Here is a 16,637-nt window from a genome sequence, read left to right as displayed (position 1 = left end):
TTAATATTCATGATATATTTCATAAATTTACGGAGCTGTAAATATTCTTTTACGGTATAAAATCTCAAAAGTGAATATTCATCATAAGAAAAAGTTTCTGAGCTTTCTTAAGTTTAAAAGAGACTTTCAGAAGTACGGACTTGAAAAAGCGCGCAGTTACGAACTCATTCTTCACTGGCTCAACAACAGATTAAGCAGAAATCAGTTTCTGGTACTGTCAGGGATTCTTGTAGGCTGTACTGCAGGTCTGGCCGGTGTGCTTCTGAAGTCGTTGGTTCACGCGATTCATCATTTTATTACCACGAAAGTTCATTTTGAGTACCAGATTCTGTTTTATATTATTTTTCCTTTTCTGGGAATTGTTTTAACGACAAGCATCGTTCTGACGATATTTAAAGGACAGGACAGAAAAGGGATTGGTGCTATTTTATACGAAATTGCACAAAACTCAAGTATCGTTTCTTCGGTAAAAATGTATTCACAGATCGTGCAGAGTGCTGTAACGGTTGGTTTAGGAGGCTCGGCAGGTCTTGAAAGCCCGATTGCGGTGACAGGTGCTGCCATAGGGTCAAATTTTGCCCAGACGTACCGTTTAAGTTATAAAGAACGCACGCTTTTACTTGCTGCCGGTGCTACTGCCGGTATTGCATCTGCTTTCAATGCACCGATTGCGGGTATCATGTTTGCTTTTGAAATTTTGCTTACAGGGGTGGTTTTTACAGATTTTATTCCGCTTGTTGTGGCTGCAGTCTGTGGAAGCCTGCTGTCGAGAATCCTTCTTCAGGAAGATGTGCTTTTCAGGTTTTATACCAGGGAAGCATTTAATTATAAGAACGTCCCGTACTACCTTATTTTAGGAATCGTTACCGGTTTGTATGCGCGATATTTCGTTATTATTTCTCAGAAGGTTGAACATTTTATAAAAAAATTAAAAATGTCGAGGCTGCGCAAGGCGATGTTTGGCGGTGCAGTTCTGTCGTTATTGTGTGTTCTTTTTCCACCGTTATTCGGGGAAGGATATGAAACGGTAAAAGCTTTTACCAACGGCGATATGCACAGAATTATAGAAAACAGCCTGTTCCGTTATGTTGAGATCGGCGATTTTACGATTATTGTATTTCTGATTCTAGTATTATTGTTAAAAGCATTTGCCACTTCTTTCACTATTTTCAGTGGCGGAAACGGGGGGAATTTTGCTCCTTCTCTTTTTGCAGGCGGAACAGTAGGTTATTTATTTGCGATTATTTGTCAGCATATAGGATTTCCTGATGTACCGGTGACAAATCTCGTTCTGGTAGGAATGGCTGGTGCGATGAGTGGTGTCATGTACGCTCCGCTTACTGCGATTTTTCTTATTGCTGAATCCAGCTTCGGATATGATCTTTTTATTCCGCTGATGATTGTTTCCATTATTTCTTACCTGATTGCGAAATGGTTCTCTCCTATCTCCCCGGAGTTGAAATCGCTGGCTGATCAGGGTAAAATATTTACCAATAAACATGATAAAAACATCTTATTTTCATTAAAAACCGAAGACTTTATTGATCGTTATTCGCAGGCTATTAACGAGAATGCACCGATTGCAGAATTATTTGAATTGGTAAAGAACGGAAACAAAAATATTTTTGCGGTAGTTAATGATGATAAAATCTTGCGTGGAATTCTGACTTTAGACGACATCCGTCCGTATCTGTTCACCAATGATGAGGTTTCTGTATCAATGAACCAGATCATGAAAGCACCTCCGGCTATTATTCATCCTGAAAATCAGCCCTTGGAAATCCTTCAGGCATTTGATGACACCGGAGTATGGAATCTGCCTGTCGTAGATGCTCAAAACAGTTTTATCGGTTTTATCTCGAAATCGACTATACTGATGAGCTACCGTCAGATCTTAAAAGGATATTCTGAGTAGATTTATAATTTAATCAATAAAAAAGATCAGCATTCGATTTGCTGATCTTTGTATTTTATGGTAAGTCAGGAGATTATATTTCGCCCATGACGTACATATTTTCCATAGTGGGAACAGGGCTTCCTCCCTGCTTTTCGAGCGTAATGGCAAAAGCCTGCGCTTTTGGAATATTGGCAAGCGCAACTTTACTGTCTTTTTCTTCGGAGTACATTCCTGCACTTACAGGTTTACCGTCGGCGATCGCCCACAGCTGATACTGCATTCCCTCAGGAGCTTTCGGAAGACTTTCCGCATTGAGATAAACTTCTTTTGTTTTGGTATCCCAGAAAACCATTGCTTTGGAATCTGTGTGCTTTTCCACGCCTTTCAGCATAACCATTTTCATATCAGGATTAGAAACCATTCCCATTTTCTGATTCATCTTTTGCATAGCGAGATCCTGATTTTTCTTTTCAGTTTCCATTCTGGCAATTTCCTGTCTGGTCTTTGTCTGGTCATTCATCCAGAAAATATTTCCTGCAACACTGATCAAAAATAAAACGGATGCGGCCACGGCATATGCTTTCCAGTTGCTGTTTCCCTGAATTCTTATTTCGTCCTGAGGTTTTGCGGCGGGAATATCTGCAGAAACGGCGGGTGCTATCTCTTCAGGAGTCTGTTCCTGCTGAATTTTGTTCCAGATCTTTGTTCTGAGATTGTCTGGAGGTGTTACAGCCTGCGCTGTAGCGAGATCTTCCAACGTTTTCTGTGCTTCTTCGAAAGCAGCTTTCACTTCAGCATTATTCTTCATCACACACTCCAAAATGCCTGCTTCTTCGGGAGAAGCAAGACCTAGAATATAAGATTCTATAATTCCGGATGATATGTATTCTTTAGTGTTCAATTTATTGATAATCTTTTAACAAATCTTTTAATTTCATCAATGCATTCCGCATCTTGGTTTTTACCGTTCCCAGGGGAATCTTCAGCTTTTCTGATATTTCGTTCTGAGTGTATCCCTGATAATAAGCCAGATCGATAAGTTCTTTTTTATCGCTTTCCAGACTTTCCAGCACGTTATTGAATCCGATAAAATCGGATGAGTCGTTTGTCGTGGAAAGTTCTGCAGAATTATATACGAAATCAGGTAACGATTGGTTTTTAAGCTCATTCTGGAAGCCTTTAGACTTTAAATAATCTATCGCTGTATTTCTGGCAATATTGATCATCCAGGTATAAAACCTGCCTTTTGACGAATCGTATTGTTGAATAGAGTTCCAGATTTTAACGAAAACATCCTGAATAATCTCTTCGGTATAGTCCTTTGACTGAACGATTCGGAGAATAACACCATAGAGCGCGCCGGAATAATGGTCATACAAATAATGAAAACCATTCTCGTTTTTCTCTTTTAGCAAAACGATCAGCTGCTCTTCCGAATACTGTGTTTTAATAGTTGATGTTTTTCTTTCCAAATGTAATAAAATAAAACAGATAATAAGCAATACTTACACCATCATTTAAAATCTTAATAAAATTAATGAAGTGTTTAAAAATCTTTAAGATAAATATAAAATCATTTAAAATTTAATAATTCGGTTTAAGTGATTTTAAGTTTAATGTAAAAATAATTGATTGACTATTAATTGGTTATAATTTATTTGAAAAAAAATTAAAACTAAAATGAGAACGCTCTCGTAAATGGATTTAGAAACAAATTCAAATACATATTAACTTAAAAATCAAAAAAATGAACACTAGATCAAAAATCACAGTTTTTAGCATGGTAGCTTTATCATTTGCATTCAGTGGTAAAATGTCTGCCCAGATGATGAAGGAGAAAACAGTTATGGTGGGCGGAGCGCCAATGTATCCATCTAAAAATATCATTGAAAATGCCGTAAACTCTAAAGATCATAAAACTTTAGTAGCAGCAGTAAAAGCAGCAGGATTAGTTGAAACATTGGAGGGAGCAGGTCCGTTTACCGTATTGGCTCCTACTGATGCGGCTTTCGCAAAACTTCCGAAAGGCACAGTGGAAAATCTTGTGAAGCCTGAAAATAAAGCAATGCTTACCAAAATTCTTACCTATCATGTTTTACCGGGAAGATATAGCGCAAAACAAATCTGGGCAGCTGTAAAAGCAGGAAACGGGAAAAGCATGATGAAAACCGTAGAGGGCGAAGAACTTACTTTCTGGACTAAAGGCAAAGATCTTTATGTAAGAGATTCTAAAGGCAAAGATGCAAAAGTTACCATAGCTGATGTTAATCAGTCAAATGGAGTGATTCATGTTATAGATACGGTTTTGATGCCGTAGTGGTTTTAGTTGAAACAGCATATTATGTATGCTGTTTTTTCTATTCTTTATGATAAAACAACACTTAAACAATATTATTATGAAAAAAACTATTAATGTTTCTAACCAAGGAGCCACCCTGGATACAGGCAGAAGAAATTTTTTGAAACTGAGCGGTGTAGGGCTGGCAATGGCAGGACTTACTCTGATCGGTTGTGACGATAATGAATTCGATTTCATGGAAACCAGCGCCTTCGATCTCGGTAAAGGTGATGTTGGCGTTCTAAATTATGCTTACGCACTTGAACAGCTGGAAGCTGATTTTTATACCAAAGTGGTCAATAATTTCTATTCCGGGATTTCAAACGCGGAAAAACAAATTTTCACAGACCTTTATCATCATGAGGTTATTCACAGAGATTTTTTCAAAGCTGCGATCAGCGGGGCAACGTCTAATGTTCTGCCAACACTGGAGTTTCAATATCCGAATGTAAATTTTAATGACAGGAATTCTGTTCTGGCTACGGCAAAAGCACTGGAAGATACAGGAGTAGCAGCGTATAACGGTGCCGGGAAATATATTACCAATGCAGATTATCTTGTGATTGCCGGAAAAATTGTTTCCGTAGAAGCAAGGCATGCTTCAGCGATCAGAAACCTTATCAATCCCGGAAGTGCAGCATTTTCAGGTGATGATGTTATTGATGCTAACGGTTTGGATCTGGCAAAAGAACCTAAAGATATTGTGATGGTGGCCGGAGGATTTATAAAAACTCCTTTCACATGGGAAGAACAGGGAATCGGATAATTTACTCACTTCAAAAATTTACATTATGAACATTCTTAAATTACTAGATAAGCTTTCTGACGATAAATTCTTTACTACAGAAGCCTCAAGATTAGATACTCTTACCGGGATTTCCAAATTCGGAAAAAAAGCAGCTATTGCTTCTATTCCATTGGGATTAGGCGCTTTGATGACTACGCCTGCAAAAGCAGCACCTTTAAATGGAGATAATGCCTTTAAAAGTGCCTTGACTGATGCGCTGCAATTAGCACTGGTTCTTGAATATCTTGAAAATGAATATTATGCAATCGGCCTTTCTACAGCCGGTTTAATTCCTAATGCAGACAGAACGGTTTTCATGCAGATTTCCAAACATGAGTCAGCTCATGTTACATTCCTGAAAAATACATTAACTTCACTTGGTGTAACTCCCGGAGCGAAGCCTACATTTGATTTTACGGCCGGGGGGGAATTTTATGCCTTTCGCCGATTACAATCAGTTTCTGGTGTTGGCTCAGGCATTTGAAGATACCGGAGTTCGTGCCTACAAAGGACAGGCAGGAAATGTAATGTCAAACAAAACTGTTTTGCAGGCAGCTTTGCAGATTCACTCTGTAGAGGCTAGACACGCATCGCAGGTAAGAAGAATGAGAGCAAATAAAGGCTGGGTAGAACTGGCAGATGGTGGCAATATGCCTCCTGCAACCAACCCTGTTTATGCAGGAGAACAGAATACCAACCAGGCAGGCTTTAATACTGCGACGGCTTTCGGAGCGGCAGCGGGTTCGGCAGCCTATGATGAGATTTTAACAGGAAGCGAGGCTCAGACAATTGCATCTTTGTTTATTGTTTAAAGCAGATTTCTTAATGTTAGGTGTGATCCCTTTCTCTTTCGGAAAGGGATTTTTTTTGGAAAAATTTTAAAAATAAAGCCATTACATAACAAACTCCCCCGTAAAGAGGAGTTTGTTGCCTTTTTAAAACTTGAAATAATATGGAGTGTAGTATATTATTTCAAAAGTACATAGTCTTGCATAGTTTATTTATGATTACAATCATATAGCTGTTTATTGAAATCACGTTTGTTTTGATTCTTTTAAATTTTGTAACTTTAATGTATGAAAACAAAGGAATGCTCTTCTGTTCAGGAAAAGAAATTATCTGACGGGGAAGGAATCAAAAAAACAGTAAAATTGTTTACTGTAAGTGTTTTGGCGTTACTTGCGCTTGGTTTTTTTACAACTTCACAGAAACTGAATGCAGGATAAAAATAAAATTTTTATATTTTATAAATAAGTTTTATTTTAAGTTTTGACATATATATATTTTTATCTATATTTGTGAATCGAAATAATTTTTTTTCATCATTTGTGTTTTTTTAGGCTCCTTTTAGGGGCCTTTTGTTTTATGTAATCCTTTTTCTATTGCTGGATGTTACCCATTCTTCCTTTTTACACTTCGGGCAGCTGCCTGCTTTTCCCGAATGTTTTTCTTCAGTATGACCGCAGAATGTACACGAATAATATGCTTTTTCTTTAATAACATATAAGGGGTTGCTTAACGAACCGGGCATAATCGGAAGTCCATATTTTACTTTTTCATCTTCAAAATAAAAAACGCTTATTTCTCCTGAAACCTCCTCAATGGCCTGCTCAATCTGACCGAGTTGCGAAATTCCTTTCAGTCGTAATTCTGCAAAAAACTCATCACTTCCGAGATTTTCTTTTTTAAAGTTTTCAATAGAAAATTCTCCGTTTTCTATAAGGCAAATTGATCTGCCTTCTACCAACGTTTCAAATTTCTTGCTTTTTCCGATGAGATAAGTCACAATCGTGTACATTAAAATAATGAGTACAAATACAAGAATTGAAGATATAATGCCCACTTCCCTGTAGAACATGGGATCTCCTGCTGCCGATCCTAAACCGATGATAACAACAAGTTCAAAAAGTGAAAGCTGCTTTACTCCCCTTTTTCCTAAAATTCTAAGTCCGAAAATAATTGTTACGAACATAATTATTGTCCGAAGTGCAATTTCGAGAAGGAAGGACCATTCTTCCTGTCCCATCAGAAGTTCTTTCCAGTCAAACTTTAAAAGAAATATGGATAACATATTGTAATTATTTTTGCTGGAAAATTCAAATAACAAGCCAAGAAGTAATCTTAATTTTTAAATATTCATTTATCTTTAAAAATTATTTAAAACTTCTATAATCCGATGATAAATATAATCCAGCTCTTCAGATGTAATGCAATAAGGTGGAACCAGATACATTATGTTTCCCAAAGGGCGTAAAATAATTCCTCTTTTTAAAAATTCCTGATACAACATTTTGCCGATATCATTAAAGTAAGAAGTTTTTTCACCGCTCACAATTTCCCAGGCCAGAATTGTTCCTGTTTGTCGTACATTTTCAACTTTTGAATGTCTGCTGAGAATTTCTGAAAATGCCGAATGTTTTTTAACAATAAGATCAATATTGTTGAGCGTTTCAGCCTGCAGCAAAAGTTCCATGCTTGCGAGTGCTGCTGTACAAGCCAATGGATTAGCCGTAAAAGAATGTCCGTGGAAAAGCGTTTTATATTGATTGTCTGACAAAAAAAGCTTCAAAAATTTCCTGAGAACAGCTGGTAATACCCATTGGCATTGTTCCGCCGGTTAGCCCTTTTGAAAAACACATAATATCAGGTTGTTCCGAAAGATGATCAGCGGCAAAAAGCTTTCCCGTCCTTCCGAAACCGGTAAAAACCTCATCCTGGATCATCAGAATTTTCTGTTTTCTGCAGAATTTCATTAATTCTGACAAATCTTCCGGCTTATGCATCAGCATTCCTGCTGCTCCCTGTACAAGCGGTTCGTAAATGAAACATGCAATTTCATTTGAAATACTTTTGATGAAAGTCTTAAGATTGTCAAGATTTTCTGCAGTCGGAACATCAATAAAGATCACTTCAAAAAGCATTTCCCCAAAAGGATTTGTCCACACACTTCTTCCGCTTACGGACATTGCTCCGAAAGTGTCGCCGTGATAAGCATTTTTAAAAGCAAGAATTTTTGTTTTTTTATGTTTTTGATTGTAAGCGTATTGAATACACATTTTTAAAGCAACTTCTACCGCAGTGGAACCATTATCAGAATAGAAAATTTTCTTTTGATTTTCCGGAAGGATTTTCAAAAGGTTTTCTGAAAGCTGTATTGCTGGTTTATGGGTAAATCCTGCGAAAATAACCTGTTCCAAAGTATGCAGCTGTTCGGAAACTCTTTTTGTAATGTAAGGATGTGCATGACCGTGCAGTGTTACCCACCATGAAGAAACTGCATCTATATATTGTTTTCCTTCATCATCAAAGAGATAAATACCTTTTCCTTTCACTATCGGAATAACATTATCGGCCGTTTTCATCTGTGTATAAGGATGCCAGTTGACAGCTCTGTCGCGTTCGGATAAATTCATAAGTATTTTGAAAAACTAACAATTAACTATTCACCATTCACTTTTCAGCACATTTTTTCTTTCACCATTGGTTTAAGCCCCAACGTTTTCAGCATCTGCAAATCTTCTGAAACTCCAGGATTTGGAGTAACGAGTAATGTTTCTCTTTCTCCTGTAAAGATGGAATTTGCTCCTGCCATAAAACACCAGCCCTGTTCAAATTCTGTCATTTCAATCCTGCCGGCACTTAAGCGGATCATTGAAGAAGGCATAATGATTCTTGCTGTGGCTATCATTCTTACCATTTCCCAAGTATCCGTTTTCTCATTGTTTTCAAGTGGTGTACCTTTTACCCTCGCTAAAGCATTTATAGGAACAGACTCTGGATGTTTCGGCATTGTTGCCAGGGTTAAAAGCATGGAAATCCTGTCGCCATGCGTTTCCCCTAACCCGATAATTCCTCCGGAACAGACGGTAATGCCAGCTTTTCTTACATTGTTGATCGTATTGATTCTATGATCAAAAGTTCTGGTAGAAATAATTTCGTCATAATATTGCTCGGAAGTATCCAGGTTGTGGTTATAAGCATACAATCCGGCTTCCTGAAGTCGAATAGCTTGTTCTTCCGTCAGCATTCCCAAGGTACAGCAAACTTCCATTCCCAAGTCGTTGACACCTTTTACCATGTCGATTACACGGTCGAAATCACGATTATTGCGAATTTCCCTCCATGCTGCAGCCATACAGAAACGGGATGAACCGCCTTCTTTTGCTTTTCTGGCGTGTTCGATGACTTTTTCCGTTGGCAGTAATGCCTGAACTTTGATATCGGTGTGATATCTCGCTGCCTGTCCGCAATACGAGCAGTCTTCAGGACATCCACCGGTTTTTATCGATAGCAAAGTTGACATCTGTACTTCTTCCGGATTATGCCACTCGCGGTGTACAGTTGCTGCTTTGTATATAAGTTCCAGCAACGGCAGGTGATAAATTTTCTCAATTTCTTCTTTTGTCCAGTCGTTTCTTAGTGTTAATGTATCTTTCATAATTCTTCTAATTGTTTTGTTGCAGCTTCAATTTGTTCTTTTGTTATTTCGTTTAAATGAGGAATTTTTATAATTTTTGTTTTTTGATGAATATTTTTAATAATAATTCTCTCTGTATCAGGTGGAAAATTTCCATTAAGAATTAAATACTTCAGTTTAATTTTTCTTTGATGTAAAATCATCATCGACAATAAAGTATGATTGATGCAGCCTAAATAATTCTTTACGACAAGTGCAGCCGGAACATTAAGTTTTTCAATCAAATCAATTATAAATTCATTATCATTTAATGGGACCATCAGCCCTCCTGCCCCTTCGATGATCATATTGTTGTTGGTTTCAGGAATTTTAAACTTATTTAAATCAATTTTGATCCCTTCTTCCTTTGCAGACTGATGGGGTGATGCCGCTAGCTGAAATCTGTATGTTTCAGGATGGCAGACTGTATTTTTGCCGGCCCAGTTTTGTATCTTCATAGTATCGGAAAAATCCAGATCACCTGATTGCAAGGGTTTCCAATAATCTGCTTTGAAATATTTCGTTAAAATAGCTGAACAGACGGTTTTTCCTACTTCGGTACCAATTCCGGTAACGAAAAGTAATTGTTGATGGCAATTTTGTATTTCTGATTTTTTATCTTGTAACATCATGTTTTATTGATCGATAGTAATTCATTTTAAATAAAATCTTTAATAATCTTAGTTAAACCAATTATTTCTTCCGTTTTGTTAAAACTGTGCAGGCAAATTCTGAGTCTTTCTGTGCCTTTCTTCACTGTCGGGCTGAAAATGACATATGTTAAAAATCCTTGATCTGATAAAGTATTTCTTAATACTTTTAATTGGTCATTGTCGGGAATAATTACAGCTTGTATCGGACTGTTTTCATGAGAAGGAGATTTTATATTCTGATCGCGGAATATTTTAATGGTTTCCTGAAGTTTGGTTAATAATTTTCTATTTTCATTTAAAAAATGGTATCCTTTAAAAATGCTCATCCATAGAAAATCATGTGAGGAAGTTGTATAGATAAAAGGTGAAGCAAAGTTGACGAGATAATGTTTTATCAGATTATTCGTAAGAATTGCTGCTCCGAGCGTTCCGAGCGCTTTTCCGTATGTCACAACCGTTGCAAGAACTTTTTTTTGAAGCTGAAGCTGTTCAACAAAACCATATCCGAAAACTCCGAAAGCATGCGCTTCATCTACAATAAGTTCCGCGTTGTATTTTTCTGCGAGTTGAGCAATTTCGGGTAACGGAGCAATATCTCCATCCATTGAATACAAGCTTTCAATAGCAATATAAACTTTACCTTTTTGTCTTTTCAGAATACTTTCCAGGTGGTCACAGTTATTATGTTTGAATTTTAACTTTCTGCAATTGGACATTTTGCATGCGTCATGTATTGATCTATGGATTTTCTCGTCAATAATAATCGTATCATGACGTTGCAGAAGTGTTGAAAATAAAGCTAAATTGGCATTGTAACCCGAAGGAAAAAGAAGAGCTGATTCATATTGATGTTCTTTAGCAATGAAATTTTCAGTTTCCGTAACAATAAAAGAGTTTCCGCTGATTAATCTTGAACCGGTGCTTCCGGTTAGTAATTCAGGATTTCCCTGGACTGTTTTCAGTAGTAAATGCTGGAATTCATTATTTCTTGCCAATCCAAAATAATCATTGGAATAAAAATCAATTCCATCTCTCCGGACTTGTAAAGTTCTTAAAATGCCGTTCTGCTGTCTTTTTTTCTAAAGCTTCTTCAAATTGCAGAAAATCCTTAAACATAATTTTCCTGAAAAACTTCCTGTGAAATAGACTTAATCCATTGGTCATGCAGATTATTTTCTATTTTTAAAATATATTCTGCATGAATTTTCCAATCCGGTGAAAATTTATCCAACTGACTGACCATTTCCTCCAAATGGCCTTCTTCCTCAAGAATGATTGATTTTACCATAATTTTTGAAGAATATTTTGTCAGAATTTCCTGATATACAGGATATAATTCATCTGCACGAACCTCAATGGCATAGGTTACAAAAAGATAGGCAGCATATTTTAATTCTTCTTTATTTAAGTGAAAAACTTCTCGTAAATATTTACAAGTTTTAATGTCAAGATTGTGAAGATATTGTCTGGTAGCAATGGATGCAAGCAATTCTTTATTTCTGTAATTTTCACAAATTGATGAAGTAATCTTAAGGATTTGTTTCTTAAGATAATATGCGTGTCGATGTTCTTCTGCAGCATGCTTCAGCTGGATAAGATTTACTTCTGATGGATGCTCACAGGCAGAAATTTTCCTGGCTCCTGCATTTTCCATATAAGATAATGTATTCAGCCATCTGGCATGGGTTTCATTATGCTGAACAATTTTTTCTAAAAGATTATAAATTGTCATTTTAATTTGTTTTGGTTCAAAAGTAGTATATTGCCGGATGGTTATATGGTGCCAGTTTTAAGATAATGAATAGTCCGGCTGAAATTCCCTATCAAAGTTTCATAATAATTGACAGATTTTCTCAGGTATCTGTTTATATGCAAATTTCAAATCAGCTGATTAATGCCATTCAGCGGGGATTCATTCCATTCGGAACAAAACTTCCGGGAACAAGAACGTTAAGTATCATTCTGAATGTTCACCGCAATACAATTGTAGCTGTTTATGATGAATTGCTGGCCCAGGGCTGGGTAGAAAGCTTTCCTAATAAAGGTACATTCATTATCGGAAAAGATCAGAATAAAGCTGTTGAAATTAAAAATTTTAAGAAAACTCATCTCGAAAATTATCCAAAAACAACAGGATTTTCTTTTAAAACTTCGAATATTTTAGACAATCCTTTTGAACATTCTGAATGTGAATACATTTTCAACGATGGAATTCCTGATATCCGGCTGACGCAGGTTGATCAGTATTCCAGGAACTACAGTTCTATTGTAAAGAGAAAAGCTCATAAAATCGGGCAATACAATCATGACGGAAGTGAATTTTTTAAACAAAATCTGTCACAATACTTAAATTTATCAAGAGGATTGCTGATCTCAAAGAATAATCTTCTCATCACAAGAAGTACGGAGATGAGTATGTACATTGTTTCAGAAATTCTTTTAGCTAAAGGAGATACTGTACTCGTCGGCGAACTGAGCTATTTTTCAGTCAATATGATTTTTCAGAGAACCGGCGTTACAATCTGCTCAGTTCCGATTGATCAAGACGGAATCAACGTTGGTGAAGTTCGAAAAATTTGTGAAAGACAGAAAATCAGAATGTTATACCTTACGCCGCATCACCACTATCCTACTACGGTTACGCTGAGTGCAGCCAGAAGACTGGAGCTATTAAAGCTTGCTCAGGAATATGGTTTTATCATTCTGGAAGATGATTACGATTATGATTTTCATTATGATAAAAGCCCGATTCTTCCTTTGGCAAGCGCAGATACAGAAGGGATGGTGATTTATATAGGCTCGTTTGGTAAATCATTGGCACCCGGTTTTCGGACGGGCTTTATTGTGGCTCCAGAAAATATAATGGTCGAAATGAGAAAATATCTCGGCATCATCGACAGACAGGGCGATATTCTCATGGAACATGTTCTTGGTGAAATGATTGCGGAAGGAGAGATCAGCCGTTATCTGAAAAAATCTCTTAAAATATACAAAGAACGCAGAGATTATTTTTCTTTTTTATTGAAAGAAAATCTTGGTGAATGTATTGATTTTAAAGTTCCTTCCGGTGGATTAGCCATCTGGACAGAATGGAAAATTCCTGTAAATCTTATGAAACTTTCAAAACAATGTGTGAAAGACAATCTTTTCATTCCAAAAACCTTACTCTATCAAAACCGTAATCTTACCGCTATGCGATTGGGATTTGGAAACCTTAATCGTAATGAAATGGAGAGAGGAATTGAAATTCTTTCAGAGAATATTAAGAAGATTCTGAAATGAGATAAAATCAGCATACTCTATTTTGGTTGGATTTTTGAATATAAAATTTCAAATCTTACATCATTGAAATTAATCACATTCACAAACAAAGGTATTTACTGTCCGCAGGGAAAATTTTATATTGACCCATGGCGACCTGTAGATCTCGCGGTCATCACTCATGGACATGCCGATCATGCCCGTTGGGGAATGAAAAAATATCTTTGTCATCATTTTACAAAACCTATTTTATACAAAAGAATCAGTGAAGATATCGAATGTCAGAGTGTTGGATATGGTGAAATTGTCAATATCAATGGTGTAAAAGTTTCACTCCATCCTGCCGGTCACATTATCGGTTCGGCACAGATCAAGCTGGAATATAAAGGCTATGTAAGTGTCGTCTCCGGTGACTACAAAGTTCAGGATGATGGACTGAGTACCCCTTTTGAACTGGTAAGATGTAATGAATTTGTCACAGAAAGTACTTTTGGCCTTCCTATTTATAACTGGTTGGAAGTGGATGATTTAAATAAAAAACTTCAGAGTTGGGTGTTGAAGAATAAAGAAAATCAGAAAACATCGGTGTTTATAGGATATTCTTTAGGAAAAGCACAAAGGATCATGAAAGCAGTTGAAGGTTTGGGAAAAATTCACGTTCACTACTCTATTGGTAAGCTGAATGAAGCTTTTGAAAACGTAGGAATCGATCTTCCTGATTATGAAATTCCTGATTTCAGGGAAAGTGTAAAGCATGTTCAGGGTGAAATCGTGATTGTACCTCCGGCCCTTTTGGACAGTAATGTCATTAAAAAAATTCCGGATGCGGCAACAGCGATCTGTTCCGGCTGGATGCAGGTACGCGGCGCAAGAAGATGGAGAAGTGCAGATGCGGGATTTGCCATGAGTGATCACGCCGACTGGAAAGGTTTGTTGCAGGCCATAAAAGCTACCGAAGCTGAACTGGTGCATGTAACCCACGGACAGACCGAGGTTTTTTCTAAATATTTAAATGAAATCGGAATACAATCTGATGTTGTAGAAACCCTTTACGGTGACGATGATGAAGAGGAAACAGAAAAAGAAATTATAAAAGACGAAAAGCAGTCGTAACGACTATATTTAATACAAGGTTCTCCGCAGCCCGGCTTGAACGGAGCTCTCCCGAAAGTAATGGCAAAGCCTGGCTCGGGAAGCGGGAGTGGAAGACGGAAAAAGCTGCCCACGAAAAATAGACGCAGAAATTTATGAAACATTTTGCTGAACTTATCAACGCTCTGGAAAGTACCAATAAAACCAATGCTAAAATCGATGCCATTATCGACTACCTTGAACGTGCGCCTGACGAAGATAAAGTTTGGCTCATCGCTCTATTCACAGGGAAAAGACCGAAGCGGAATGTCAATACGAATTATATGAAAGAATGGGCGCTGGAAATTACGCAGCTTCCTTTCTGGCTGTTTCAGGAGAGTTATTCTTCGGTAGGAGATCTTGGGGAAACAATTTCGCTGATTCTTCCGCCACCTGAAGAAAAAATAGAACGTTCATTATCCGAATGGATGAGTGAAATTATCGGACTGAAAAATAAAACCGATCTTGAAAAAAAGAATTCGTACTCCGTTCATGGAATGGTTTGGATTATACGGAACGTTTGATTTTTAATAAATTACTGGGTGGAAGTTTCAGAATTGGCGTTTCTGACAAGACGTTGATTAATGCGCTGACTAAATTCACCGAACAGGAATCGAGTACGCTAATGCATAGCCTGATGGGAAAATGGCAGCCGGAAGAAGTTTCTTTTCGTGAGCTGATTTCCGCTGAAAACATCAATCCGGACAATTCAAAGCCTTATCCTTTCTGCCTTGCCTATCCTCTTGAAAAAGATCTGGATGAATTGGGCGAGCCGGACGAATGGCTTATCGAATACAAATGGGACGGTATCCGTGGACAGATCATCCGTAGGAATGATGAAGTTTTTATCTGGTCGAGAGGCGAAGAGCTTGTCACCGAACAATTTCCTGAAATCAAAGATGTTGTTCAGAATATGAAAGGTAATTTTGTTATGGATGGAGAGATACTTGCGGTAAAGGATGGTAAAGTTTTAAATTTTAATGAGTTGCAAAAAAGGCTGAATAGGAAAACTTTAACAAAGAAAATGCTTTCAGAAATTCCAATTCAGGTTTTTGCCTATGATTTACTGGAGCTTGAAAATCATGATCTCCGTGAAAAGCCAATCTCTGCACGAAGAGCAATGCTTGAGGAATTATTGTTAAATGAAAATCCGGAAAACATTAAAATCTCTCAGATTATAGAGTTTGATAATTGGGGTGAATTAGATCGAATCAGGGAAAATTCCAGAGACATCAACAGTGAAGGCCTGATGCTGAAACAGAAGAATTCCCAGTATCATTCCGGAAGGAAAAAGGGTGATTGGTGGAAATGGAAAATTAATCCGTTGACGATTGATGCCGTGCTGATCTACGCTCAAAAAGGTAGCGGCCGCCGGAGTGCCTATTATACGGATTATACGTTTGCCGTAAAAAACGAAGATAAACTGGTGACGATTGCCAAAGCGTATTCCGGGCTGACTGATAAAGAAATTATGGAGGTCAGTAAATTCGTAAATAAAAATGCGATCGAAAAATTTGGTCCGGTTCGTACCGTGAAAGCAGAGCTTGTTTTCGAGATTTCATTTGAAGGAATCGGATTCAGTAACCGGCATAAAAGTGGCGTGGCCCTTCGCTTTCCGAGAATTTTAAGATGGAGGAAGGATAAAACGGTAGATGAGATTGATGATCTTGAGGAGATTAAGAAATTGATACAGTAAATTTTAAAGATAATTCATATGTGTATTCATATATTTTTGAAATATCTTCAACTGCTTTGTTGGTCAAAAAATACTTAGCCATTCTTTTTTTAAATTGGATTTTAATAATTCCAGATGTTTCTTAGGATCAAAATCATGTGCAATTCCGCTACTAATACCCTCTTGAATTGCATTTTTAACGAGTTGGATTTTATTTTCTTCCTCTTCCAAAAGTCTTAAACCCGCTCTTATGACTTCACTTGCATTTTTGAATCTTCCTTCAGAAACTTTAGAATCAACAAAATCCTCAAAATAATCTCCGAGAGATACTGATGTATTTCTTCCCATATTATATTGTTTATATTCAGGACGAAAATTACCAAAATTTGGTAATTAATACAAATTTTACTACTTAAATATTTTTGGTTAAAAAATTGAT

14 protein-coding genes and 3 pseudogenes are annotated in these 16,637 nt (G+C 37.0%); 8 read left to right on the top strand and 9 right to left on the bottom strand.

What is annotated here, in order from left to right; translation table 11 throughout:
• Window positions 1-70: 70 nt before the first annotated feature.
• Window positions 71-1,915: a chloride channel protein gene (locus AAHI02_RS03180; RefSeq protein ID WP_346985411.1), complete on the top strand. Its 1,845-nt coding sequence runs from the start codon at window positions 71-73 to the stop codon at window positions 1,913-1,915.
• Window positions 1,916-1,988: 73 nt separating this feature from the next.
• Here AAHI02_RS03180 and AAHI02_RS03175 read toward each other — a convergent pair whose 3' ends face one another.
• Together AAHI02_RS03175 and AAHI02_RS03170 are read right to left on the bottom strand one after the other, a co-directional pair.
• Entirely contained in the window at window positions 1,989-2,798 is an 810-nt protein-coding gene (locus AAHI02_RS03175) for an anti-sigma factor (protein WP_346985410.1), read from the bottom strand.
• Window position 2,799: 1 nt separating this feature from the next.
• Window positions 2,800-3,369, bottom strand: a complete 570-nt coding sequence (locus tag AAHI02_RS03170) for a sigma-70 family RNA polymerase sigma factor (RefSeq protein ID WP_346985409.1) — start codon at window positions 3,367-3,369, stop codon at window positions 2,800-2,802.
• A 275-nt stretch (window positions 3,370-3,644) separates the two neighbouring features.
• Here AAHI02_RS03170 and AAHI02_RS03165 point away from each other — a divergent pair, with 275 nt between their 5' ends.
• The 4 genes and pseudogenes from AAHI02_RS03165 (at window position 3,645) to AAHI02_RS03150 (ending at window position 6,248) form a co-directional block, all read left to right on the top strand.
• The gene (locus tag AAHI02_RS03165; protein ID WP_346985408.1) at window positions 3,645-4,214 is read left to right on the top strand and encodes a fasciclin domain-containing protein; all 570 of its coding nucleotides are present in this window, start codon (window positions 3,645-3,647) and stop codon (window positions 4,212-4,214) included.
• 79 nt (window positions 4,215-4,293) lie between these two features.
• Window positions 4,294-5,001 (top strand): ferritin-like domain-containing protein, encoded by a 708-nt coding sequence (locus tag AAHI02_RS03160; RefSeq protein WP_346985407.1) that lies wholly within the window; start codon window positions 4,294-4,296, stop codon window positions 4,999-5,001.
• A gap of 25 nt (window positions 5,002-5,026) precedes the next feature.
• Window positions 5,027-5,834: pseudogene (locus AAHI02_RS03155) on the top strand (ferritin-like domain-containing protein).
• Window positions 5,835-6,098: 264 nt separating this feature from the next.
• Window positions 6,099-6,248, top strand: a complete 150-nt coding sequence (locus AAHI02_RS03150; protein ID WP_346985406.1) for a hypothetical protein — start codon at window positions 6,099-6,101, stop codon at window positions 6,246-6,248.
• A gap of 137 nt (window positions 6,249-6,385) precedes the next feature.
• Here AAHI02_RS03150 and AAHI02_RS03145 read toward each other — a convergent pair whose 3' ends face one another.
• The 6 genes and pseudogenes from AAHI02_RS03145 to AAHI02_RS03120 form a co-directional block, all read right to left on the bottom strand.
• Window positions 6,386-7,093 carry a YetF domain-containing protein gene (locus tag AAHI02_RS03145; RefSeq protein WP_346985405.1) on the bottom strand — a complete coding sequence of 236 codons (708 nt, stop codon included), beginning with the start codon at window positions 7,091-7,093 and terminating at the stop codon, window positions 6,386-6,388.
• A gap of 75 nt (window positions 7,094-7,168) precedes the next feature.
• A pseudogene (gene bioA / locus AAHI02_RS03140) lies at window positions 7,169-8,435 on the bottom strand (adenosylmethionine--8-amino-7-oxononanoate transaminase).
• 44 nt (window positions 8,436-8,479) lie between these two features.
• Window positions 8,480-9,460 (bottom strand): biotin synthase BioB, encoded by a 981-nt coding sequence (bioB, locus tag AAHI02_RS03135; protein ID WP_346985404.1) that lies wholly within the window; start codon window positions 9,458-9,460, stop codon window positions 8,480-8,482.
• Window positions 9,457-10,110: a dethiobiotin synthase gene (gene bioD, locus AAHI02_RS03130; RefSeq protein WP_346985403.1), complete on the bottom strand. Its 654-nt coding sequence runs from the start codon at window positions 10,108-10,110 to the stop codon at window positions 9,457-9,459. Before bioD ends, bioB begins: the two co-directional genes overlap by 4 nt.
• A gap of 26 nt (window positions 10,111-10,136) precedes the next feature.
• Window positions 10,137-11,126, bottom strand: a complete 990-nt coding sequence (locus tag AAHI02_RS03125) for a pyridoxal phosphate-dependent aminotransferase family protein (RefSeq protein WP_346985402.1) — start codon at window positions 11,124-11,126, stop codon at window positions 10,137-10,139.
• 113 nt (window positions 11,127-11,239) lie between these two features.
• Window positions 11,240-11,857, bottom strand: a complete 618-nt coding sequence (locus tag AAHI02_RS03120) for a hypothetical protein (protein WP_346986662.1) — start codon at window positions 11,855-11,857, stop codon at window positions 11,240-11,242.
• A 71-nt stretch (window positions 11,858-11,928) separates the two neighbouring features.
• On the opposite strand from AAHI02_RS03120, the gene AAHI02_RS03115 reads away from it, so the two are divergent.
• From AAHI02_RS03115 to AAHI02_RS03105, 3 genes and pseudogenes are all read left to right on the top strand, one after another.
• Window positions 11,929-13,413, top strand: coding sequence for a PLP-dependent aminotransferase family protein (locus AAHI02_RS03115; protein ID WP_346985401.1), 1,485 nt, complete (start codon window positions 11,929-11,931; stop codon window positions 13,411-13,413).
• A gap of 63 nt (window positions 13,414-13,476) precedes the next feature.
• Window positions 13,477-14,505 (top strand): ligase-associated DNA damage response exonuclease, encoded by a 1,029-nt coding sequence (locus AAHI02_RS03110; protein WP_346985400.1) that lies wholly within the window; start codon window positions 13,477-13,479, stop codon window positions 14,503-14,505.
• 134 nt (window positions 14,506-14,639) lie between these two features.
• Window positions 14,640-16,219 (top strand): annotated as a pseudogene (locus tag AAHI02_RS03105) (ATP-dependent DNA ligase).
• 63 nt (window positions 16,220-16,282) lie between these two features.
• Here the strand turns inward: AAHI02_RS03105 and AAHI02_RS03100 are convergent.
• Window positions 16,283-16,546 carry a type II toxin-antitoxin system ParD family antitoxin gene (locus AAHI02_RS03100; protein WP_346985399.1) on the bottom strand — a complete coding sequence of 88 codons (264 nt, stop codon included), beginning with the start codon at window positions 16,544-16,546 and terminating at the stop codon, window positions 16,283-16,285.
• Between the last annotated feature and the right edge of the window lie 91 nt (window positions 16,547-16,637).

The sequence above is a fragment of the Chryseobacterium sp. POE27 genome (genome assembly GCF_039727685.1).
Taxonomy (GTDB): domain Bacteria; phylum Bacteroidota; class Bacteroidia; order Flavobacteriales; family Weeksellaceae; genus Chryseobacterium.
This window is presented reverse-complemented; position numbering and strand designations above follow the sequence as displayed.

Coding starts and splice junctions, on each gene's coding strand:
- bioD (WP_346985403.1), bottom strand. CDS start 10,110: ATGATGTTACAAGATAAAAAATCAGAAATACAAAATTGCCATCAACAA.
- AAHI02_RS03165 (WP_346985408.1), top strand. CDS start 3,645: ATGAACACTAGATCAAAAATCACAGTTTTTAGCATGGTAGCTTTATCA.
- AAHI02_RS03160 (WP_346985407.1), top strand. CDS start 4,294: ATGAAAAAAACTATTAATGTTTCTAACCAAGGAGCCACCCTGGATACA.
- AAHI02_RS03100 (WP_346985399.1), bottom strand. CDS start 16,546: ATGGGAAGAAATACATCAGTATCTCTCGGAGATTATTTTGAGGATTTT.
- AAHI02_RS03145 (WP_346985405.1), bottom strand. CDS start 7,093: ATGTTATCCATATTTCTTTTAAAGTTTGACTGGAAAGAACTTCTGATG.
- AAHI02_RS03115 (WP_346985401.1), top strand. CDS start 11,929: ATGAATAGTCCGGCTGAAATTCCCTATCAAAGTTTCATAATAATTGAC.
- AAHI02_RS03150 (WP_346985406.1), top strand. CDS start 6,099: ATGAAAACAAAGGAATGCTCTTCTGTTCAGGAAAAGAAATTATCTGAC.
- bioB (WP_346985404.1), bottom strand. CDS start 9,460: ATGAAAGATACATTAACACTAAGAAACGACTGGACAAAAGAAGAAATT.